Source organism: Corynebacterium sp. MSK204, assembly GCF_030229885.1.
In the GTDB taxonomy this organism is placed as follows: domain Bacteria; phylum Actinomycetota; class Actinomycetes; order Mycobacteriales; family Mycobacteriaceae; genus Corynebacterium.
The window spans coordinates 11644-32887 of sequence record NZ_JASPGQ010000017.1; the positions used below are offsets into that span (position 1 = coordinate 11644).

Sequence of the window (21244 nt, forward strand, 5' to 3'; positions counted from 1 at the left end):
CCTAGTTGTTCTCCTTATTGATATCAAGCAACCACACCAATAGTGCCTTTTGGGCGTGCAGGCGGTTTTCCGCCTCATCAAAAACCCGGGACTGCGGTCCGTCGATAACCTCTTCGGTCACCTCATTCCCACGATAGGCCGGCAGGCAGTGCAAGAAAATCGCGTCTTGCTTTGCCTTAGCCATCACGTCTTTAGAGACCTGATATGGCAAGAACGGGGTGCGCCTGTCCTGGCCATCGTTTTCCTGTCCCATAGATACCCAGGTATCCGTTATTACCACATCAGCGCCGGAAACTTCTTCCACATCATCGGTCACCGTCACATTGCCGCGCCGCCGTGCTCGCTCGACAAATTCGGGACGGGGCTGGAACCCTTCCGGCGACACGATGGAAATATCCATGCCTGCGGTAGCAAAGCCAATCATATAAGAATTGGCCATATTATTATTGCCATCCCCAAGATAGACCGCCTTGCGGCCAGCAAGATCGCCAAAGTTCTCCCGGCAGGTTAGAAGATCAGCCAGGATTTGGCAGGGATGCAGGTCATCGGAAAGCGCATTGACCAGCGGAACCGTCGATGTCTCCGCCATCTGTTCCAGGTTGTCGTGGGCATAGGTACGCCAGACGATGGCCTCCACGTAACGGGACAGGACCGCGGCCGTATCCTGGTAGGACTCGCCCTTGCCCATCTGCGTGCCCGAAGAGTCAACGGTAATGGCGCTGCCGCCCATGTGCGCGATTCCAGTTTCAAAAGAAAAGCGGGTGCGCGTAGACGTCTTATCAAAAAGGACGGCTACCGTCTTTGGGCCTTCCAACGGGCGACGCGCGAACGGATCGGCCTTGAGTTTAACCGCGAGATCGAGGACTTCTTTTTGTTCCTCTGGGCTAAGGTCATCATCGGCTAAGAAATGGCGCAAGCTCATACTAATTCCTCCACAACGGTGCGTAGCTTTTCCAAGGCAGTATCGATTTCCTGCTGGGAAATGACCAGTGGCGGGGTAAGGCGCAGGATCTTCTCGCTCGGGGCATTGAGGATAATCCCCTGCTCAAATCCACGCTTGACGGCCTCGCGAGCCACCGGTGCATTTAATACAACACCTAGCATAAGACCGCGGCCGCGCACATTGCTGACCCCGGAAATCTTTTTGACTTGCTGCGTTAAATACTCGCCCTTTGCGGAGACATCATTCAAAAACTTCTCATCGAGGGCATCGAGTACAACATTGGCCGCCGCACACGCCACGGGGTTTCCGCCAAAGGTGGTCCCATGGGAACCTGGCTGGAATAAGTCCTTGGCGCGACCGCGGGTGATGGTGGCGCCGATGGGCAATCCGGCACCCAACCCCTTGGCCATGGTGATGACATCGGGGGAAATATCTTCGAGCTCGTGGGCAAAGAATTGCCCCGTGCGCCCAGCTCCGGCCTGAACCTCATCGACGATGAGCAAAATACCGTGTTCATCGCATAAATCAGAAACGGCGCGCATAAAACCGGCGGGAGCTGGGATGACCCCGGTCTCGCCCTGAATTGGCTCGAAGATTATGGCGGCGGTATCCGCGGCATCTTGCTCCACCAACTGGCGCAGGTAGTCGATATCGCCGTAGGGGTAAAATTCCACGCCACTAGGCAGTGGGCGGAATGCCTTTTGTTTATCGGGCTGCCCAGTCATGGCCAAAGAGCCCATCGTGCGGCCGTGAAAACCATGGTGTGCAGCAAGGATGCGCCGCTTACCGGTCAGCCGTGCGAGTTTGAATGCCGCCTCGTTTGCCTCCGATCCGGAGTTGCAGAAAAATACGCGCGCCTCGCTATCGCCCACCCGTTCAATCAGCTTTGCCCCGGCGTCTAGCACGGGTTGGGTGGCAAAAAGATTGGAGGTATGCACAAGGGCGCGGCTTTGCTTGGCAACAGCATCTGCTACCTCCGCATTGCCATAACCCAAGGAAGTAACGGCGATACCCGCCAGCAGGTCAATGTAGGTTTTCCCGTTTTCATCAGTAAGGGTGGCGCCCTCCCCGGACACCAAGCCTAGCGGTGGCTGGCCATAGGTATTGGCCAGCGTTTCTGACCACCGGCCGGTTAGTGTTTCTTGCATGCTCATGCGATATCGTCCTTCCTAAACACTGTGCCTTCGGGATAATCATGTTTTTCGTAATCATCGGGCAGGACCATCGTTCCAATGCCGCCCGGGGTTAAAAGCTCAAGGAGCACGGAATGGCCTATTCGTCCATCGATGACGTGCGCCGCGGAAACCCCGCCCTGCACGGCGTTGAGGCAGGATTCCATCTTGGGAATCATGCCGGAGCTCAGGCCGGGAAGCAGTCCGGTAAGTTCATCGCTTTCGATTTTGGACACTAGGGAATCTTTATTTGGCCAGTCGGTATAAAGGCCTTCCACGTTGGTCAAAATGACCAGGCGTTCTGCTCCCAGTGCACTCGCTAGCGCACCCGCGGCGCTATCGGCGTTGATGTTATACACCTCGCCATCAGATCCTGGCGCGATGGTAGAGACCACCGGGATGCGGCCGGCCTCGATGATGTCATTGACGGCTGCCGGGTTGACCTCCACGATATCGCCCACCATGCCGATATCGGTTGCCTCTCCTTCTACGTCCACAAAGCGCTTGGTGGCGCGGAAGAGACCTGCGTCTTCACCGCTTGTGCCCACGGCGTATGGCCCGTGCGAGTTGATGAGGTTCACCAGTCCGCGGCCGACTTGACCAAAAAGGACCATGCGCACCACGTCCATGATTTCGGGTGAGGTGACGCGGAAACCGCCCTTAAATTCTCCTTCTATGCCGAGCTTATCCAGCATGGAATTGATCTGCGGGCCACCACCGTGGACGACGACGGGCTTTGCCCCGATGGTGCGCAGAAACACCATATCCGCCGCAAAGGCTTCCTTGAGTTCCTCATCCACCATGGCGTTGCCGCCATACTTGACGACGACGATTTTATCGCGGAAGTGCTGCAGCCATGGCAGGGCTTCAGCCAGCACCGTAGCGCGTTCCTGATTATTTAATCCGGGAAACATTTCTCCTCCTAGGAGCTATACGCCGAGTTGATCTCAACGTAGGAGTAGGACAGGTCCGTAGTGTAGACGAACGCCGTTCCCTCACCGCCGGTGCCGAGATCCACGCGGACATCGATATCCGCCCCGCTCAAGTCCACATCGCGGGCTCCGGGCGCGCCCGTCGAGTGCACGCATACCGGCTGGTCATTGAAGTAGACGGAGATATTGTCCGGATCCATGTCCGCATCCGCCATGCCGACGGCGGCCAGTACCCTGCCCCAGTTGGGATCGGAACCGAACATGGCGCACTTGAATAAGTTATCCCGCCCCAGGGTGCGAGCGGCATTAAGCGCCTGCTCATCAGAGCCCGTGCCTTCGACGGTGATCTTTACGCGCTTTGTCACTCCCTCAGCATCGGCCTGGAGCTGATCCGCAATATCCGCGCAGACCTCAAGGATTGCCTGATCCAGCTCCTCTTCGCTGGGCTGGACGCCGGAGGCCCCGGAAGACATGACGATCACGGTGTCATTGGTAGAGGTCGAACCGTCCACATCCAAGGTATTAAACGTCTGTGCGCAGGCCTTCTCCAGCGAGCTTTGCAGGACCGCTGCGTCAGCGACGGCATCGGTAGTAATGCAGACCAACATCGTGGCAAGCGACGGCGCCATCATGCCAACGCCCTTGCCCATAGCGCCCACGGACCAACCATCACCCGTATAAACAGATTCCTTAGGAACGGTATCCGTGGTCATAATCGCAGTGGCGGCGTCATTGCCGTGCTGTGGGGTCGTGCCCACGTGATTGACTACGTCCGCGATGCCCGCAAGCGCATTGTCCATAGGCAGCGGCTCGCCGATGAGCCCGGTAGAACAAATGGCAATATCCTTCACGGCGATATCCGTGCCATGGGATACGGCATCGACCATTGCGCGTGCATCGACGTCGCCTTGCGCGCCGTTGCACGCATTGGCATTGCCGGAGTTGATGACTACGGCGCGCAGCTGGCCATCCGCTACGGCCTCGCGGGAGACCTTAACGGGGGACGCCACCACGCGATTGCGCGTGAACACTGCCGCGGCGTCCGAGCGCGAGCCTTCATTGATAATCAATGCCAAGTCCGACTTGCCAGAGGGCTTGATTCCGGCCTTCACGGCGCCGGCGCTAAATCCGGCGGGCCCGGTTATTCCAGGTGTAGTCATAAAATTCTCCTCTAATTAGTGCGCAGCCCTACGGGGCGACTGCGGCTTGGGGCAATCCCAAAGTTTCTGTCCATCCCAGCGCAAGGTTCATGCATTGCACGGCGGCACCGGCAGTACCCTTGCATAAATTGTCGAGCGCCGCGGTGATGATGAGGCGGTGGGAATTGTCATCGACATGGGCTTGGATATGCACCATGTTCGTGCCCACCACGTTCTGGGTTTCCGGTTGTTGGCCTTCTGGCAGCACGAGGCAGAAAGGCTCATCTGCATAAAATTCTTCGAAGGCGGTGCGCACCTGCTGCTTGCCGATGCCCCCTTTCAGCTCCGCCGTAATCGTCGCCAGAATCCCTCGGGGCATGGGTGCGAGCACCGGGGTGAAACTCACGGATACCTGGTCGCGAGAAAATGGTTGCAGGTTTTGTACGATTTCCGGGGTATGGCGGTGGGTGCCGCCTGGTTTATAGGCCTTGACGTTTCCCATGGTCTCCGCGCCCAATTGCGCGACGGATGCCTTCTTTCCCGCTCCGGAGACGCCGGTAATAGCGATGACGGACAGGGCGGGCTCCACGAGCTCGCGGGCAATGGCGGGCAACGCCCCCAAGGTAATGGCCGTGGGGAAACAACCAGGCACGGCGACCCGGTTTGTACCTTTAAGGTTCGACCTATTGCCCGGGATTTCCGGGATACCGTACGGCCACTGCCCCGCATAGTCCCCGCCGTAGTAGGCTGCCCAATCGCTCTCCTCGCGCAGCCGAAAGTCGGCGGCGCAATCGATGATGGTGACCTCATCGCCTAATTGCTCCGCGAGCCGCGCCGAGTGCCCGTGCGGCAAGCCCAAGAAGACGACGTCGTGTCCGGCTAACTCTTCGGGCGTGGTGTCAGCAATGACGCGATCTGCCAGCTGCGGCAGATGCGGCATGATTTCTGCGACGCGCTGGCCCACTTGGGAATTTCCCGTCAAGGAACCGATGCGCAGGTCACCGGAGTGATAGGCAGGGTGGGATAGCAGCAGGCGCAGTGTCTCACCGCCGGCGTATCCTGTGGCCCCTGCCACTGCTACTGAAATCGTCATACGAGGAACTATAGCAAGAAATACGTTCCGCTGTATGTTATTCAGTGAATTGGGTTACTTTCCCCAGTTCAGGCGGCATGAAAATAATTAACATGTTGCATGAAAACGCAAAACGGCGAAGACCCAAGACCCGAGTGGTTTATGTTCCACCAAAGTCTGGTTCTTCGCCGTTTAATGCAAAAGGCTGGGCTTCTGGCCCGTCCTATGCTCGCATTTCTGCGCCGAATCGCTGCTTGGCCAATTCGGCGGCCGTCGTGCGGTGCTCGTTGACTTCCTCATCGGTCAAGGTACGGTCCGCAGCGCGGAATTGCAGCTGGAAGGCCAAGGACTTCTTGCCCTCACCCAATTGCTCACCGCGGAAGATATCAAACAAGTCGACCGACTCGATGAGGTCTCCCGCACCCTCTTCCACCGTGGCGCGCACCTTTTCCGCTGGGATATCCTCATCCACTACCAACGCGATGTCCTGGTGCAAGGCTGGGAATGCCGACAGTACCGGCGCTGGGAAGCGCTCGGTCAGCGGCAGCGCGGTGATATCAAGCTCCATCGCGCACGTGCGCGGTGGCAGGTTGAGGGCCTCAAGCACCTGCGGGTGCAATTCGCCGGCATAGCCCACGATGTCATCGGCTCCTGCCACCTTGATGGCGGCGCACCGGCCTGGGTGCCACGGCAGGTGGTCCGCGGCTTCGACCTCGATATCCAGGCCAGCGGCGCGGGCCACCAAACGCGCGGATTCAATCGCGTCCGCGTAAGTGTAATCGCGGCCTTCGCCCCACGGCCCCTCGTGCTCCATCTTGCCGGTTGCAACGGTTGCCACGTGCAAGGGCTGTTCAGGAAGCGTGCGCAGGAGTTCTTCTACCACTTCATCGCCAGGACGCTGCGCAACAGACGGCATGGGCGAAGATTCTGCGCGCTTGAAGGCTACTTGCTGCAGGCCATAGAGGGCTAGATCCTTGCGTCCGCGAGCTACGTTGCGACCCAAAGCCTCAAGCGTTGCGGGGAGCAAGGTCGTGGCCAAGATGGCCTTGTCAGATTCCAAGGGGTTCTGCACGGCGACGGTATTGCGGCGAGCATCGTCAGCCGCAAGGCCCCACAAATCAAAGGTGTCGTTTGCGATAAACGGCGTGGGCAAAACCTCTGCATAGCCCGCATAAGCCAAACCGTGGCCAATGGCGCGGCGGCGCTTTTGCGTTGGGGTCAAACCGCGACCGCCAGCCGGCGTGGGCAGAACGGTGGGGATATCCTCTAGGCCTTCCAGGCGCAGGACCTCCTCAATGAGGTCAACGTCCATGGAAATATCGGTACGCCACGTCGCGGGCGTAACCTGCAGAACCGAATCCGATCCTTCCTCGACCGTGCAGCCCACCTCTTTAAGGCGGGAGATAACGGTCTCGCGGGAGTATTCGACGCCGGCGTATTCGCTCGGTTTTTCGGCACGCAAGCGAATGGCTTGGGGCTCGGCTATCTCTCCGACGAGGGTACGCCCCTTTTCGACCGTTCCGCCCGCAATGGAGTGCAATAGCGCGCACGCAATATCAAGGGCCACCTCAACGAGGGCAGGATCGACGCCGCGCTCAAATCGGCGGGATGCCTCAGAGGACAGCTTGTGGCGGCGAGAGGTACGGGCCACGGTAATGGGATCCCAGATAGCGGATTCGAAGTAGACATCCGTGGTCTGATCAGAAATCTCTGAGTGCGTGCCGCCCATAACACCGGCTAACGATTGGATGCCGTTGTCATCACAGATGACCACGTCTTCACCAGAGAGCTCGCGCGTGACGTGATCGAGGGTCTCAAACTTCTCGCCCTCTTGTGCATTGCGCACCGTGAGATCGCCCGCGATTTCATTGGCATCAAAGGCATGCATCGGGGTGCCCAAAAGCAACATAACGTAGTTGGTCACGTCCGTTGCCACATTGACGCTGCGTTGGCCGCACAGCATGAGTTCGCGCTCCATCCAAAATGGCGTGCGCGCCTGCGGATCGATGCCGCTTACCTTGCGCACGCCAAATCGCTGCGCCTTTGTCTCCTCGCGTAGATCGATGTTGATAAGCGAGCCTTCTGCCTCTGGCACCGCAGAGGTATCGATTCCGGCCACCGCTGGATCATCGGCGACGTCCTTAAACTGCAGATCGAAGGAAGAGGCGATTTCGCGGCTGAGACCACGGGCGGATAGCGCGTATCCGCGGTCTGGGGTGATGTTGACGTCAAAGTCGGTATCGGACAGGCCGATAGCTGGGCGAGCATCTTCGCCAACCATATCCGCGACTTCCTCACCCAGGACGATGATACCGTTTGCCTGCGTGCCAAGGCCCAGCTCAGCAGCGGAGCACATCATGCCATTGGAGATGTGATCGTAGGTTTCGCGCGCCGCGATTTTGAACCCACCAGGCAGCTCTGCGCCGGGCAGGGAGACTACGACGTAATCGTGCAAGCGGAAGTTACGCGCACCGCAGATAATGCCCTGCAATTCACCGGTGCCATTTGCCTGGCCAACGTTGACCTGGCAGTACCGGATGGGCTTTTTGAACTGCGTGAGCTCTTCGATTTCTACGACCTGGCCAATAACCAATGGGCCAGTAGTCTCGGGGATCGGCTCATATCCTTCGGTTTCAAAGCCCACGCGGACGAAACCGGAGTCCATATCTGCAGCGGACACGCTCCAATTCGGATTGGAGGCGCCAAGGATACGGGTAACCCAGTCTTGGGAAATAAGCATGATGTATCTATCCTTTCTGGGTTTTAAGCCTGTACGCCAAAGGGCAGGGTGAAGCGGACATCGCCTTCAACCATGTCGCGCATATCGGTTAGTCCATTGCGGAATTGCAGGGTGCGCTCAAGGCCCATGCCGAACGCGAAGCCCGTGTACTCTTCCGGGTCAACGCCTACCGCGCGCAGCACGTTGGGGTTGACCATTCCGCAACCGCCCCATTCAATCCAGCCGGCGCCGCCCTTTTTATTGGGGAACCAGACGTCCACCTCGGCGGAAGGCTCCGTGAACGGGAAGTAATTCACGCGCATGCGCGTCGTGGTTTCGGAACCGAAGAGCACCTTGGCTAGGTGCTCGAGCGTTCCGCGCAGGTGAGCCATGGTAAGTCCCTTATCCACGGCAAGGCCCTCCATCTGGTGGAAGACCGGGGTGTGGGTGGCGTCCAGTTCGTCCGTACGGAAAACGCGCCCTGGGCAGGCGATGTACAAGGGCACATCGCGCTCGAGCATCGTGCGCACCTGCACAGGCGAGGTGTGCGTGCGCAGGACCTGCTTGGAGCCTTCCTTGCCCACGTGGAACGTATCCTGCAGGGTGCGCGCTGGGTGATCCGGCTTAAAGTTCAGGGCATCGAAGTTAAAGTACTCGGCCTCAATCTCTGGGCCATCGGCGATTTCCCATCCCATGCCAACGAAAATATCGGCAATGCGCTCCGATAAGGACGTAATGGGGTGCAGCGCACCCGTTTGCGCTCGGGTCGTAGGAATGGTCACATCGACGGTTTCGGCCTTGAGCTGGGCCTCGCGGGCCTGCTGCTCCAATTCCTCCTTGACCTGCGCAAACCGCTTTTCCATCTTGCCGCGGGCCATGTTGACGGCCTTACCGGCGGCTTTGCGTTGATCCTTAGGTATTTGGCCGAGGGATTGGCGGGCTTGCGGGATATACCCGTTATCGCCTAAGTGCTCGCGGCGGGCAGCGGCGAGATCCTCTAGGGTCTCTGCTGCTTCGAAGGCTGCGATAGCCTTATCGGCCGCGGCCCCGAGGGCCTGTTCGGTCAATTCGATCTGCGGTGTATCGGACACGTACTTCGTACCTTCTTCTCGCGCGAAAACTAACGCGTGCAATCTTACTCTGTCACTAGGACACGGACAGCCCCAGGGACCCCCTTTTCATTCGCTACCGCGGAGCAACGCGATTGCGGCCTAGTTCTGGTCCTGCGCCTTGGCGGATTCGTACAAGCAGATGCTGGCCGCGGTGGCAAGGTTGAGTGACTCCGCGCTCCCCCGCAGTGGGATGCGTACCCGCATATCGGCCTCTTCAAGCAGCTCGCCCAGCCCGTGAGCCTCATTGCCGAAGAGCCAGGCGGTGGGTTGGGAGAGGTCGGCATCAGCAAGCTCTACTTCCCCATCCGCGGCTGTGGCAACGATTTGCATGCCAGACTTGCGCAGCTGACCCAATACGTCCTTGATATTTGGATCGCGCGCGACAGGGACGTGGAATAAGGAGCCGGCTGAAGCGCGGACAACCTTGCTGCCTAAGGGATCCACGGTCTCGCCTGCAAAGATCACGCCATCGGCGCCCATCGCATCCGAAGTCCTAATCAACGTACCCGCGTTTCCGGGCTCAGAGGTAAGCACCGGCACCGAAATCAACTTCGGCTTCCCATTAAGAATCTTTCCCGCAGACCACAAGACGGAAGAACTGCACAAGGCAAAAATTCCCGTCGTCGTCGCGGTATCGGCCAAGTGCTTCGCGGCCTTATCTGTAATGGGGTGAACATAAACGTCCATATACCCGCAAGCCGTAACGATGTCCGCGAAGCGCTCTGCAGCCTTTTCCGTCACGAATACATCCGTCGCCGCCCCCGTGGATACTGCGGCGTCGACAGCATTTTCGCCCTCGATGATGAACTGTTTCGCCTTCTTACGGCTAGCAGCCCGGTGCAATTTCGCCGCGTTGACGATGCGCGGAGTGCGTTCAGTAAAGGCCGAGTCAAAGTCTAAATTCATAGGCCCTACCCTACCTTGGGCACGTTTGCGCACGTTCCGAACCTTAGGTATAACAAAGCCCTGCCAGAAATCCGGCAGGCCATGGGAAAAGTATTATTTCTTTAGCGGAACTCCGCGTGCGTCTTTGTCGTAATCGCCCACGCCAAGGAGAATCATGAAGAACTCAATAAACACCCAGATTCCTAGAACGGTCCAGAAAAGGAAGCCCAACAGGAACCAGAAGGTAAACCAGCCGAGGATATTCAGCGACAACTGCACGATGGCATAAGTTGTACGGCCAGTGTAGAAGTTATGCGCTCCAACACTGCCCAAGAAGAAGCACAGAAGCAACGCAGCTACCCAGGACTTTTGGTTACCAGTCGCCGCATATTGTTGCTGAGGATAGCCCTGCTGCGGATAGCCACCAGAGTGGAATTCCTGGGAGTAATACGGCCGATCCTGGCCGGAAAATTGACTTGAACCAGGGTTGCCTTCTGGTTGCTCGCAGTTATATGGGCTCGTCATGCCGCGCCGGTCTTCTTGCAAATGCTGGTTTTATCGACTCATCAATTTAGCACATACAGCGAACAGATTATTAGCAGGCTTGAGACAGTGAGATAGAACAAAACCCACCCCTCACCGCGTCGAGCGGCGTGGAGTGGGCGAGCAGCTATGTAGCTGGAAAGGCTTACGCAGCCTTTGGTGCGTTGACGTCCTCAGGCAGGGCGGCCTTAGCGGTCTCGCACAGTGCGGAGAAAGCCTCGAAGTCGTTGACGGCAAGCTCGGCGAGGATCTTGCGGTCTACCTCGATCTCGGCCAAGCGCAGCCCGTGGATGAGGCGGTTGTAGGTGATGTCATTCATGCGGGCAGCAGCGTTGATGCGCTGGATCCACAGCTTGCGGAACTCGGACTTACGCGCGCGGCGGTCGCGGTAAGCGTAAGTCATAGAGTGCAGCCACTGCTCCTTAGCCTTACGGTACAGGCGGGAACGCTGACCGCGGTAACCCTTGGCGGACTTCAGGATCGCGCGACGCTTCTTCTTTGCGTTAACTGAGCGCTTTACTCGTGCCACAGTAATACTTCCTTAAATTCTGGTTGAGATGGTGGATGTGGGTTGATTGGGCGCTATTAAGCGCGACCGAGCAGGCGCTTGACGCGCTTGGTGTCTGGCTGGGAGACGGACTCGGTGCCCTTGAGGCGACGGGTACGCTTGGAAGGCTTGCCCTCCAGCAAGTGGCGGCGGTTTGCCTGCTCGCGGCGCAGCTTGCCGGAACCGGTCACCTTGATGCGCTTTGCGGTGCCCTTGTGGGTCTTCTGCTTCATGAGTATAAGTCCTTAAATCCTACGTGGAATATGGTTTACTTTTTGCCCTTACGAACCGGACCCAAAACCATGGTCATGTTGCGACCATCCTGCTTGGGGCGGGACTCAACTACGCCAACCTCAGCGACGTCATCGGCCAACCGCTCCAAAAGCCGGAAACCTAGCTCCGGTCGCGATTGCTCGCGGCCGCGGAACATGATGGTCACCTTAACCTTGGATCCCTTTTCCAGGAAGCGAACTACGTTACTCTTCTTGGTCTCATAATCGTGATCGTCGATCTTCGGACGGAACTTCTGTTCCTTCACCACGGTCTGCTGCTGGTTCTTACGAGATTCGCGAGCCTTTTGGGCCTGCTCATACTTGAACTTGCCGTAGTCCATGATTTTGGCAACTGGGGGCTTAGCCTTTGGAGCAACCTCGACCAAATCCAGGTCAGCTTCATAGGCAAGCTTGCGGGCATCATCGGTGCGGACGATACCCACCTGTTCACCACCGGGGCCGACAAGACGGACCTCGGGTACTCGGATACGCTCATTAATGCGAGCTTCAGCGCTGATTGTGGTTCTCCTCGATTAGGGGTTTTGGGTAATGAGTTCACCTACCGTGGACCACAAACGAATCTAACCCGGTCTGCCACTGGCAGCCGGGAGATCTCACAGAGCCAGACACTAATGTCTGGTTACCTTTACCGTTATCCAACGAGCTTTAAGTTCGCGGCATCGGGTGGGAGAATCTCCGCTTGTGACCCAGGTTCCTGCAAAAGGTACCTTGGGCGGTAGTAGGTATGAGATTAGCAGCCGCTGCCACTCAAGGCAAACCGCGGTGAACTAAGCATCCTCGCAGGTGGAATCGGGCTCTAGATTTTTATCTTCAATGGATTTGTCGATGACCTTGAGGACGTCATCGGCAAGATCATCAATCGCGGCGGAGCCACTTTCATAATCCTCGCCTTCGACGACGACGCTTAGTGCTACTCCTACCCTTTTGCCGTCCTTTTCATGGACACCGAATTGGCGGAAAGTGTAATCATCGCTATTTTCATCAAGCCCCCAGCCGCTTTTGGCCCGGGTGCTTGCATGTTTCGATAGGCCGACGCTTTGCCATTCTACGATGTCATTTAATACCGCATGGACGTATTCGGCTTCTTTGATACAGGGCAATTGCGCGCCAAAATTTGCTTGCTCCTGCAATGGCCAGGTGGAGTAACCAAAAGCGTCAGCCTCAATGGATGCCTTCGAACCGTGCTCGCGCAAGAACTTTTCCACCGCCTCCGAAGCCTCGCCTTCTTCCCACTGCACCTGGGACCACAATGCGTACGCGGCATCATTATCGGATTCCTTGATCGCTAGATCTACCAAGGACGGATCGGCGCCGTCTTGCAGCGCGGTAATGGCGATGGGCACTTTGATCGTGGACCAAGCTGGCCCTTCGCCTTTGTCTCCCGCAGAGATTTTTTCTTCGCCGGCGGAAATGGCCACGCCGACCTTGGCGTCATAGTGCCTGGATACCGTATCAACAGCGCGGTCTAGATCTTTGGTGAGTGTTGCATCGGCTTTATCGCTCGCGCTTGCCGATGCCCCTTCCCCCGCCGTATCCGGCGCCTGCTCGGGAGACGAACACGCCGCCACGGTAGCAAGCGACACCGTGGCCAGTATCGCCCCCACTTTCCGCCGTAGATTCATTCCTCACAGACTAGCCCATATTTTAAAAAGAGGGCAATTTTTCGCAGAAACTATTCCTCTAGTGATTAGGTCAGCATTTCCTTGAGGTAGCCGCCGGTATAGGACCCTTCCACTTGTGCAACCTTTTCCGGAGTTCCCTGCGCGACCACGGTGCCGCCACCAGCACCGCCTTCTGGACCCATGTCCACAATCCAGTCCGCAGCCTTGATAACGTCAAGGTTGTGCTCAATGATGAGCACGGAATTGCCCTTATCTACCAAGCCTTGAATCACCAACATTAACCGGCGAATATCCTCAAAGTGCAGACCGGTCGTCGGCTCATCCAGAATATAGATGGTGCGGCCATTGGTGCGCTTTTGCAGCTCCGAGGCAAGCTTCACGCGCTGGGCCTCACCGCCGGACAATGTGGTGGCGGCTTGGCCGAGGCGCACGTAACCCAAGCCGACATCGACAAGCGTGGCCAAGTAGCGGTGGATGGAGGTAATGGGCTCGAAGAAGTCCGCCGCCTCTGAGATGGGCATGTCCAGCACTTCTGCGATGTTTTTGCCCTTGTAGTGGACCTCCAAGGTCTCGCGGTTATAGCGCGCGCCCTCGCAGACCTCACACGGAACATAGACATCCGGCAAGAAGTTCATCTCGATCTTGATGGTGCCATCGCCTTGGCAAGCCTCGCAGCGCCCGCCTTTGACGTTGAAGGAAAAACGTCCGGCCTTGTAGCCGCGCACCTTCGCCTCTTGGGTCTCCGCAAAAAGATTGCGAATCTTATCAAAGACGCCGGTATAGGTAGCCGGGTTAGAACGCGGTGTGCGGCCAATCGGGCTTTGATCCACCTGCACCAACTTATCTAGGTGCTCGATGCCTTCCACGCGCTTGGCGCGCCCAGGAACCTGACGGGCGCGGTTGAGGTTATTAGCCAAGGTCTTGGCCAGGATCTCATTGACCACGGTGGATTTGCCGGATCCGGACACACCGGTAATACACACCAGCACGCCGAGCGGAATCTCGACATTAATCCCCTTGAGGTTATTTTCCCGTGCGCCGACTATCTTGAGGGTGCGATCTTTATCGATCTCGCGGCGATGATCCGGAACGGCCAGGACCTTGGAACCGGACAGGTACTGCCCCGTTAAGGACTTCTCTACCTTCTCCACGCCGGCGGGCTCGCCTTGGTAAACCACTTCGCCGCCGTATTCACCGGCGCGCGGGCCCACATCCACCAGCCAATCGGACGAGCGGATGGTGTCTTCATCGTGTTCGACCACGATGAGCGTATTGCCAATATCGCGCAGGCGCTGCAGGGTTGAGATCAGGCGGTGATTATCGCGCTGGTGCAAGCCAATGGACGGCTCGTCCAAGACGTACAGAACGCCAGCCAGCCCGGATCCAATCTGCGTGGCCAGGCGAATGCGCTGTGCCTCGCCGCCGGACAGGGTCGAAGCACCGCGGTCCAGGGTGAGGTAGTTAAGCCCCACGTCCAATAAGAAGCGCAGGCGGGCCTGGGTTTCCTTCAGCACCGCTCCCGCGATGATTTCTTCGCGGTGGCCCAAGACCAGCGAATCCAAAAACTCGGAGGCGTCCTCGATGGACAGGGCGCTCAGCCCCGCAATGGATTGTTCGCCATGAGAGGTCGACGCCAGACGCACCGCGAGAATTTCCGGCTTCAGGCGCGTTCCTTTACACGTGCTACACGGCACCCGGCGGGTGTACTGCAGCAGGCGATCCTTTTGGGACTGCGAATCCGTGGTGTCCAATTTGCGGTGCAGGAAGCCAACAGCGCCCTCAAACGGCGCGGTCCAATTGCGCTGGCGGCCATAACGGTTCTTATAGCGCACCCGCACTTCGGTTTCGGTGCCGTAAATCAACGCATCGCGTTGCTCCTTTGTTAGTTCACTAACGGGGGTCTGCGGATCAAAGCCCATGGCCTTGCCCAAACCTTCCACGAGTTTGACGAAGTACCGGGAGTTCGGGCTCGAATGCCACGGCTGCACGGCATCGACGGCTGGGGCATCCGGATCCGGAATCAGCAGATCCACGTCCACTTCGAGCTTAGTGCCCAAGCCATCGCAGACCGGGCAGGAGCCAAAGGGGGCGTTAAAGGAAAACGCGCGCGGCTCGTACTCCTCGATGGTAAGTGAATGGCCATTGGGGCAGGCCGCCTTTTCAGAATAAGTATGCGTGAGTTCCTCTTTATCAACGAACTCGATGGTGACGAGGCCATCGGCAAGCCGCAAAGCCGTTTCCACGGAATCGGTCAGGCGCTGCTTCTGGGAGGCCTTGACCTGCAACCGGTCCACCACGACCTCAATGGTGTGCTTAACCTGCTTCTTCAGCTTCGGCGGGTCGCTTAATTGGTGGGTCTCACCATCCACGCGCACGCGGGAGTAGCCCTGCGCCGAAAGATCTTGGAAGAGGTCTACAAATTCACCCTTGCGCTTGCGCGCTACCGGGGCAAGCACCTGGAATTTCAGCTTTTCTTCCTGCTCCAGAACGGCATCAACGATTTGCTGCGGCGTCTGGCGCTCGATGACGGCATCGCACTTGGGGCAGTGCGGGGTGCCGGCGCGCGAGAAGAGCAAGCGGAGGTAATCGTAAATCTCCGTAATCGTGCCCACGGTAGAGCGCGGGTTATGGTTCGTGGATTTCTGATCGATGGACACCGCCGGCGATAAGCCACCGATGTATTCCACGTTGGGTTTATCCATCTGGCCCAAAAACATCCGGGCATAAGAGCTCAACGATTCCACGTAGCGGCGTTGGCCCTCCGCGAAGATGGTATCGAAGGCCAGCGAGGACTTACCGGAACCCGAAAGCCCAGTAAAAACCACCATTTTATCGCGCGGAATATCGATATCCACGCCCTTGAGATTGTGTTCCCGTGCGCCTCGCACAATCAATCGTTCTGCCACTGCGCTCCAGCCTCCACATCATAGATTTTAATCTCCCCTTGAATGTACCCGTAAGCTGGAATGTATGACTAACGAGCTACAACTTCACCAAATCTCCGTTTCGGAGATGGACAATAACTGTTACCTGCTCACAGCCGGCGATCAAGGCTTGCTTGTCGATGCCGCCGATGACGCCCCCGCCATCCTCGACATGGCGCGCGAGGCAGGCGTTGACATCACCGCCGTTCTCACCACGCACCGCCACTGGGATCACGTGCGGGCTCTCGGCGAGGTTTTGGAGGCCACCAACGCAAAACACTACGCCTCCTTTATTGATTCGCCCGCCATTCCAGAAGACGTGGACGTTGAGCTGCGCGAGGGCGATTCCATCGACTTTGCAGGCATGAAATTGCCGATCATCATCCTGCGTGGCCATACCCCCGGCGGAGTCGCGCTTGTGGCCACCGTTGACGGTGTCACCAACCTCTTTGTGGGAGATTCCGTATTCCCCGGTGGATTGGGCCGAACGACCTCTGAAGGCGACTTCGTGCGGCTATATAAGGACGTCACCAAGCGCGTCTTCGAGGAGTTCCCAGATAACGCCATCATCCGCCCGGGGCATGGCAAGCCCACCACCTTGGGGGAAGAACGCCCCAAGTTGGGTGATTGGTGGGAGCGCCGGTGGTGACCTAGGCGGCTATTTCAGCGTATAATGGTCAATCACACGATTGGTCTAGAACAACGAGCTAAGGAGCTTAAAGGACTATGATTCGCAAGTTTGCCCGCCCCATGCTGGCATCGGTATTTGTATGGGAAGGTGTAGACGACCTGCGCAATGCCTCGGAGCACACCAAGGAAACCGAAGGCTTCCTCAAGACCCTGCGCAAGTTCGTCCCCTCCGGGTACAAGAACCTCATTCCCAATGATCCGGAGCTAGCTACCCGCGCCCTCGGCGGCGCAAAGATAGGTGCAGGTACCACCTTGGCTCTGGGCAAGGCACCGCGCACCTCCGCAGCTGTGCTGGCCGCCGCTACCCTGCCCAACTTGGTGGGAAAGAATAACTTCTGGGCCGCAGATAATAAGAAGGACAAGGAAGACCGTCGCAACGGCTTCATTACCAATACCGCCCTGCTCGGCGCGCTCTTTATCACCACCCAGGACACCGAGGGCAAGCCGTCCCTGCGCTGGCGCGCACAGAAGGCCGGTGAGCGCACCAATAAGAAGATTCAGCAGGCGCTGCCCACCAAGTCTGAGTCCCAGGAAAAGCGCGAGGAGCTTTCCGCTCGCGCCAACGAGCTGTCCAACAAGGCCGGCGACTGGTTCAACGAAACCTCTCAGAAGGCGCAGGCCTACGTGGATGACAACAAGGATGACTGGCAGTCCACCGGTCGCGGCCTGCTGGATACCGCAAAGTCCTATGTTGATGACGCCAAGGACTACGTCGATGACAACAAGGAAGACTGGCAGGATTCCGGCCGCGGCTTCTTGGACAATGCGAAGTCATTCATCGAGGACTCCGTAGATAGCGCCAAGTCTTACGTTGGCGACAACAAGCAGGAATGGCTGAAGTCCGCTGAGTCCAACACTAAGACCGCCCGCAAGGGTGCCGTCAAGGCCGCGAACAAGGCACAAAAGCGCGCCGATGATGCCGCGTCGAAGCTTGACAAGGCAGACTCCAAGCGCGCTGCTAAGAAGGCTTCCAAGCAGGCAGATAAGCTGCAGAAGAAGGCTAATAGGAAGATCGAAGCCGCTATCAAGAAGATTGAAAAGCGCGCTAAGTAATTCGCCTTAACCCTCGCATACGGCCCAGCCCCTACGCTGGGCCGTTGTTCTTTGTCACGGCGAGGTCTAAACTCGAATCTCCCCTACGCGGCACGCGGATGCGTGCCCACCCCATATTTTCGTGTTTTATTCTGAGGAGTCTCGTGAACTCTGCACCGAAGAATTCTCCAGCCACCAATTCTCCCGCTGACGCATCTTCGTACCGCCGCGCGGATAACGCTGGAATTTCGGCCATCGAAGCTGAGCAGAACTATGTCGATGGCCTTTTTGACCGCCTCGATGACGAGGTAGCCGCAGCAAACGCACGCTTGAACGAGGTCCAAGCTGAGGTTGACCCGGCGACTCCCGATGCCGATGCCCTCGTGCGCCGCGAAACGGAATACCACGGCCTCCAGGCCAAGTTGGATCGCCTCAACGTCGCACAGATGGGGCTCGTGTTCGGCCGCATTGATATTGATGCTCCCGGCGATAATCCAACGGAGGATGGACTAGACCGCCGCTATATCGGCCGCATGGGGTTGGATGCGCGCGAAGAAAACTATCGCACCCTCCTTCTGGATTGGCGCGCGCCCATGGCCCGCCCCTTTTACCTCGCCACCACTGCCCAGCCCGAGGGTGTGCACACACGCCGCCAGATCCGGATGTCCGGCCGCACGGTCACTAATGTCAATGACGAGGCACTAAACGGCCCAGGCGTGCGCGAGGAAGAAGCCGGCGTGGCAAGCGAGTCCGCCCTGTACTTTGCCATGCAACGCGCCCGCACGGGGCACATGACGTCCATCGTGGAAACCATCCAGCGTGAGCAAGACGAAATCATCCGGGATAATACCCGCGGCGTAATGGTCGTCGAAGGCGGCCCTGGCACCGGCAAGACAGCCGTCGCGCTACACCGCGTTGCCTACCTGCTCTATACCCACCGCGAACTGCTATCTTCCACCGGTGTGCTCATCGTTGGGCCCAATACCAACTTTTTGGACTATATTTCCCGCGTCTTGCCCGAGCTCGGCGAAACCGGCGTCGTGCTGTCCACCATCGGTGGGCTATTCCCCGGCATTACCCCCACCCACACCGAGGGGCTGGTAGGCCGCGAGATCAAGGGCAGCGAGGCCATGGCGGAAATCTTGAGCGCTGCAGTCAAGGATTATCAGCAGGTGCCGAGTGAGCCTTGGGACATCACCTTGGATGGCTTAAGCCTAACCATCACTCCATCCATGGTGAAGAGGGCGCGCACTCGCGCCCGCCGCTCCCGCAAGCCGCACAACCAGGCGCGCGAGGCATTCATCGAGCACTTCGTGGAAGACCTCGCCCAAGATATGGCCACCAAGGTTGGCACCGATCCGCTGGGCGGGGAAAACCTCTTAAGCCGCGCCGATGTGGACCAATTCCACGACGATCTTGCCATTGATGAATCCGTGGTCAGCTGCATCGACGATTTCTGGCCCGAGCTTGATCCCTCTGAGGTCCTCGCCGCGCTGTTGTCGTCCCGCGAGCTCATTGCCTCGGCTGCCCGTGGCTACGATGAGGAGACCCAAGCCGCCTTGTACCGCGCAGATGGATACGCTTGGACCGATTCCGATGCCGCCCTTTTGGATGAGTTGACCGTTCTCATCGGGCTGCCCAATCCTGAGGAGAAGAAGGCGGCCAAGGATGCCGAGTGGCGCGAGCAGATCGCGGATGCAGAAGATGCGTTGGATATCCTGTCTTCTTCTGAATCCACCGATAATGACGATGACATGTTTGAGGCGGAAATTCTCTCCGCGCACGACGTGATCGACGCGGAAACCCTGGCGCAGCGCCAGGAGGTGCGGGATACGCGCACCACCGCGCAGCGCGCCCGGGAGGATCACACGTGGGCCTTTGGCCACATCATCGTGGACGAGGCACAAGAGCTCACCCCTATGGAATGGAGGATGCTCTTCCGCCGCTGCCCGTCGCGGTGGATGACGCTGGTGGGCGATACCTCGCAGACGGGTTCCCCAGCCGGCGTGGATGACTGGGGCGAGGCCTTGGAGCCGTTCATCGCCCAGCGCTTCCGCCACCACCTCCTTACCGTCAACTACCGCACACCTGAGCCCATTACCGAGCTTGCCAATGGCCTGTTGGCCTCCATTAATCCGGACGCCACCCCTGCCATTGCTATTCGCGATGGCGTGCCGGTGCGCCGGCTTGCCGATGCCGACTTCACCCCCGGCGTCACCACCGAGGACGATGGGCGCCTGACTGCGGTCATTGACGCCACGAACGCCGAATCCGTCAAGGGCCTCGAGTTCGACCACGTAATCGTGCTTAACCCGCGCGAGATTGTTGACGCCTCCCCGCAGGGGCTGCAGAATCTATACGTCTGCATCACACGGGCCACGCAGACGCTGACCCTGGTAGGAGATACCGGGGATGTGATTTAACCCCCGCTAGGATCACAAAACCACCGCCGCGACCCCAGAAAAGGACTCGCTGCGGTGGGTAAGGCGAATGCCGGTAAGGCGAAAGCCTAGGTTAATTGACGGTGTGCACGATCATGACGTCACAGTCGGACTGGCGCGCCACATCTGCCGGCACCGAGCCAAGCAAACGACCGGTCAGGGAATTTATGCCGCGGTTACCAACGATGAGCAGGTCTGCATCATTGTCGTTGACAATGGACATGAGGGCTTGCACCGGCGTGCCAGGGCGGACTGCGGTTTCCACCTTGGAAACCCCGTGCTTTTCCGCTTCTTCCCTGCCCGCCTGCAGGTTAGCTTCAGCCTTCTCATCACCGAGAATAGTGACGGAATCCTGGCGCAAGGTCTTCGAGGCCTGCTCTTGATTCTCGTAGTAAGCACAACCGACGATCAGCGTGGCATCGAATGCAGCGGCAATCTTGGCTGCTCGCTCCACGGCGAGGAGGGAGGACTTGGAACCGTCAGTACCGACAACAATCGTGCTGTAGTCGCTCATGATGACCTTTCTTTGTGGGTGTGTACCCTATCTATTCTAGTGTGCCAACTTGGCGTTACTGCAAGTGTAACAATGAAAAATGATTAACGTTTTTCACTCGTGTTGACCACCACGACATCCACCTTGGATTTATGGGTAAGTTCCGTAGGCACTGAACCGAAAACGCGTCCGCGCACGGAATTAACGCCGCGATTGCCCACGACCAAGAGCTCCACGTCGTATTTCTCCGTAACCTCAATTAAGGCGTTGACAGGGTCACCGGGGGTGGTGACCACCTCAATATTTTCCGCGCCTTCGGACTCGGCAATCCGCTGTGCATTCGTGAGGTAAGTATTGGCCATTTCCTCGCTGACCACCGGTAGCCGGGATCCTTCCCCGCTGGGGGCACCAAGCATGGAGCCTGAGTGATTATAGGCCGCGGAGACGATGATGAGCTTGGCGTCATATGCCCGTGCCATTGATGCCGCCGAGCGCACTGCACGCAGGGAAGTTTCGGAGCCATCGGTACCGACGGCGATGGTGTGATACGTAAGCATGATTCTCCTTGCTGGTGAATTACTAGGTCGGCACATTGAACCGGCTTATTAAGTCGCCCCCAGTATAGTCAGGACGCTGAATCAATAAGCCCAAGGTTGCAGGAGTGCGCACTTTTAGGGGGAGAGCA

General features: G+C 58.1%; 19 protein-coding genes. 3 read left to right on the top strand and 16 right to left on the bottom strand.

Annotated elements, in window-relative coordinates; genetic code table 11:
* Position 1: 1 nt before the first annotated feature.
* The 14 genes from argF to uvrA form a co-directional block, all read right to left on the bottom strand.
* Positions 2-922 carry an ornithine carbamoyltransferase gene (gene argF / locus QP908_RS10140; RefSeq protein ID WP_284772192.1) on the bottom strand — a complete coding sequence of 307 codons (921 nt, stop codon included), beginning with the start codon at positions 920-922 and terminating at the stop codon, positions 2-4.
* Entirely contained in the window at positions 919-2097 is a 1179-nt protein-coding gene (locus tag QP908_RS10145; RefSeq protein WP_284772193.1) for an acetylornithine transaminase, read from the bottom strand. The genes argF and QP908_RS10145 overlap by 4 nt, the downstream gene beginning before the upstream one ends.
* Positions 2094-3029: an acetylglutamate kinase gene (gene argB / locus QP908_RS10150; protein ID WP_284772194.1), complete on the bottom strand. Its 936-nt coding sequence runs from the start codon at positions 3027-3029 to the stop codon at positions 2094-2096. The genes QP908_RS10145 and argB overlap by 4 nt, the downstream gene beginning before the upstream one ends.
* An 8-nt stretch (positions 3030-3037) precedes the next feature.
* The gene (gene argJ, locus QP908_RS10155) at positions 3038-4207 is read right to left on the bottom strand and encodes a bifunctional glutamate N-acetyltransferase/amino-acid acetyltransferase ArgJ (protein WP_284772195.1); all 1170 of its coding nucleotides are present in this window, start codon (positions 4205-4207) and stop codon (positions 3038-3040) included.
* Between the two features lie 28 nt (positions 4208-4235).
* Positions 4236-5279: an N-acetyl-gamma-glutamyl-phosphate reductase gene (argC, locus tag QP908_RS10160; RefSeq protein ID WP_284772196.1), complete on the bottom strand. Its 1044-nt coding sequence runs from the start codon at positions 5277-5279 to the stop codon at positions 4236-4238.
* Between the two features lie 202 nt (positions 5280-5481).
* Positions 5482-7998 (bottom strand): phenylalanine--tRNA ligase subunit beta, encoded by a 2517-nt coding sequence (gene pheT, locus QP908_RS10165; RefSeq protein ID WP_284772197.1) that lies wholly within the window; start codon positions 7996-7998, stop codon positions 5482-5484.
* Positions 7999-8021: 23 nt separating this feature from the next.
* Complete coding sequence (pheS, locus tag QP908_RS10170) at positions 8022-9068, bottom strand: phenylalanine--tRNA ligase subunit alpha (protein ID WP_239269862.1); 1047 nt, start codon at positions 9066-9068, stop codon at positions 8022-8024.
* A 120-nt stretch (positions 9069-9188) separates the two neighbouring features.
* Entirely contained in the window at positions 9189-9995 is an 807-nt protein-coding gene (locus QP908_RS10175; protein ID WP_239269863.1) for a TrmH family RNA methyltransferase, read from the bottom strand.
* A gap of 93 nt (positions 9996-10088) precedes the next feature.
* A complete protein-coding gene (locus tag QP908_RS10180; protein ID WP_239275777.1) occupies positions 10089-10499 on the bottom strand; it encodes a TM2 domain-containing protein in 411 nt (136 codons plus the stop codon).
* A 163-nt stretch (positions 10500-10662) separates the two neighbouring features.
* A complete protein-coding gene (rplT, locus tag QP908_RS10185) occupies positions 10663-11046 on the bottom strand; it encodes a 50S ribosomal protein L20 (protein WP_023017886.1) in 384 nt (127 codons plus the stop codon).
* 56 nt (positions 11047-11102) lie between these two features.
* The gene (gene rpmI, locus QP908_RS10190) at positions 11103-11297 is read right to left on the bottom strand and encodes a 50S ribosomal protein L35 (RefSeq protein WP_239269865.1); all 195 of its coding nucleotides are present in this window, start codon (positions 11295-11297) and stop codon (positions 11103-11105) included.
* A 35-nt stretch (positions 11298-11332) separates the two neighbouring features.
* Positions 11333-11854 carry a translation initiation factor IF-3 gene (gene infC, locus QP908_RS10195; protein ID WP_081443661.1) on the bottom strand — a complete coding sequence of 174 codons (522 nt, stop codon included), beginning with the start codon at positions 11852-11854 and terminating at the stop codon, positions 11333-11335.
* A gap of 270 nt (positions 11855-12124) precedes the next feature.
* Positions 12125-12940 (bottom strand): serine hydrolase, encoded by an 816-nt coding sequence (locus tag QP908_RS10200; protein WP_284772198.1) that lies wholly within the window; start codon positions 12938-12940, stop codon positions 12125-12127.
* A gap of 104 nt (positions 12941-13044) precedes the next feature.
* Positions 13045-15885, bottom strand: a complete 2841-nt coding sequence (uvrA, locus tag QP908_RS10205; RefSeq protein WP_284772199.1) for an excinuclease ABC subunit UvrA — start codon at positions 15883-15885, stop codon at positions 13045-13047.
* Positions 15886-15949: 64 nt separating this feature from the next.
* Here uvrA and QP908_RS10210 point away from each other — a divergent pair, with 64 nt between their 5' ends.
* The 3 genes from QP908_RS10210 (at position 15950) to QP908_RS10220 (ending at position 20048) form a co-directional block, all read left to right on the top strand.
* On the top strand, positions 15950-16552 hold the full coding sequence (locus QP908_RS10210) for an MBL fold metallo-hydrolase (protein WP_284772200.1): 603 nt from the start codon (positions 15950-15952) through the stop codon (positions 16550-16552).
* A gap of 77 nt (positions 16553-16629) precedes the next feature.
* The gene (locus QP908_RS10215) at positions 16630-17646 is read left to right on the top strand and encodes a DoxX family protein (protein ID WP_284772201.1); all 1017 of its coding nucleotides are present in this window, start codon (positions 16630-16632) and stop codon (positions 17644-17646) included.
* A gap of 98 nt (positions 17647-17744) precedes the next feature.
* A complete protein-coding gene (locus QP908_RS10220) occupies positions 17745-20048 on the top strand; it encodes a HelD family protein (RefSeq protein WP_502868903.1) in 2304 nt (767 codons plus the stop codon).
* 91 nt (positions 20049-20139) lie between these two features.
* On the opposite strand, the gene QP908_RS10225 is transcribed toward QP908_RS10220, so the two are convergent.
* Together QP908_RS10225 and QP908_RS10230 are read right to left on the bottom strand one after the other, a co-directional pair.
* Positions 20140-20580, bottom strand: coding sequence for a universal stress protein (locus tag QP908_RS10225; RefSeq protein WP_023026529.1), 441 nt, complete (start codon positions 20578-20580; stop codon positions 20140-20142).
* Positions 20581-20663: 83 nt separating this feature from the next.
* Positions 20664-21116: a universal stress protein gene (locus QP908_RS10230; RefSeq protein ID WP_023026527.1), complete on the bottom strand. Its 453-nt coding sequence runs from the start codon at positions 21114-21116 to the stop codon at positions 20664-20666.
* Positions 21117-21244 lie beyond the last annotated feature (128 nt).

Excerpts from the sequence above, each read along its gene's own strand:
- argF (WP_284772192.1), bottom strand. The coding sequence starts at position 922 with ATGAGCTTGCGCCATTTCTTAGCCGATGATGACCTTAGCCCAGAGGAA.
- QP908_RS10145 (WP_284772193.1), bottom strand. The coding sequence starts at position 2,097 with ATGAGCATGCAAGAAACACTAACCGGCCGGTGGTCAGAAACGCTGGCC.
- argB (WP_284772194.1), bottom strand. The coding sequence starts at position 3,029 with ATGTTTCCCGGATTAAATAATCAGGAACGCGCTACGGTGCTGGCTGAA.
- argJ (WP_284772195.1), bottom strand. The coding sequence starts at position 4,207 with ATGACTACACCTGGAATAACCGGGCCCGCCGGATTTAGCGCCGGCGCC.
- argC (WP_284772196.1), bottom strand. The coding sequence starts at position 5,279 with ATGACGATTTCAGTAGCAGTGGCAGGGGCCACAGGATACGCCGGCGGT.
- pheT (WP_284772197.1), bottom strand. The coding sequence starts at position 7,998 with ATGCTTATTTCCCAAGACTGGGTTACCCGTATCCTTGGCGCCTCCAAT.
- QP908_RS10175 (WP_239269863.1), bottom strand. The coding sequence starts at position 9,995 with ATGAATTTAGACTTTGACTCGGCCTTTACTGAACGCACTCCGCGCATC.
- QP908_RS10180 (WP_239275777.1), bottom strand. The coding sequence starts at position 10,499 with ATGACGAGCCCATATAACTGCGAGCAACCAGAAGGCAACCCTGGTTCA.
- rpmI (WP_239269865.1), bottom strand. The coding sequence starts at position 11,297 with ATGAAGCAGAAGACCCACAAGGGCACCGCAAAGCGCATCAAGGTGACC.
- QP908_RS10210 (WP_284772200.1), top strand. The coding sequence starts at position 15,950 with ATGACTAACGAGCTACAACTTCACCAAATCTCCGTTTCGGAGATGGAC.
- QP908_RS10215 (WP_284772201.1), top strand. The coding sequence starts at position 16,630 with ATGATTCGCAAGTTTGCCCGCCCCATGCTGGCATCGGTATTTGTATGG.
- QP908_RS10220 (WP_502868903.1), top strand. The coding sequence starts at position 17,745 with ATGCGTGCCCACCCCATATTTTCGTGTTTTATTCTGAGGAGTCTCGTG.
- QP908_RS10225 (WP_023026529.1), bottom strand. The coding sequence starts at position 20,580 with ATGAGCGACTACAGCACGATTGTTGTCGGTACTGACGGTTCCAAGTCC.
- QP908_RS10230 (WP_023026527.1), bottom strand. The coding sequence starts at position 21,116 with ATGCTTACGTATCACACCATCGCCGTCGGTACCGATGGCTCCGAAACT.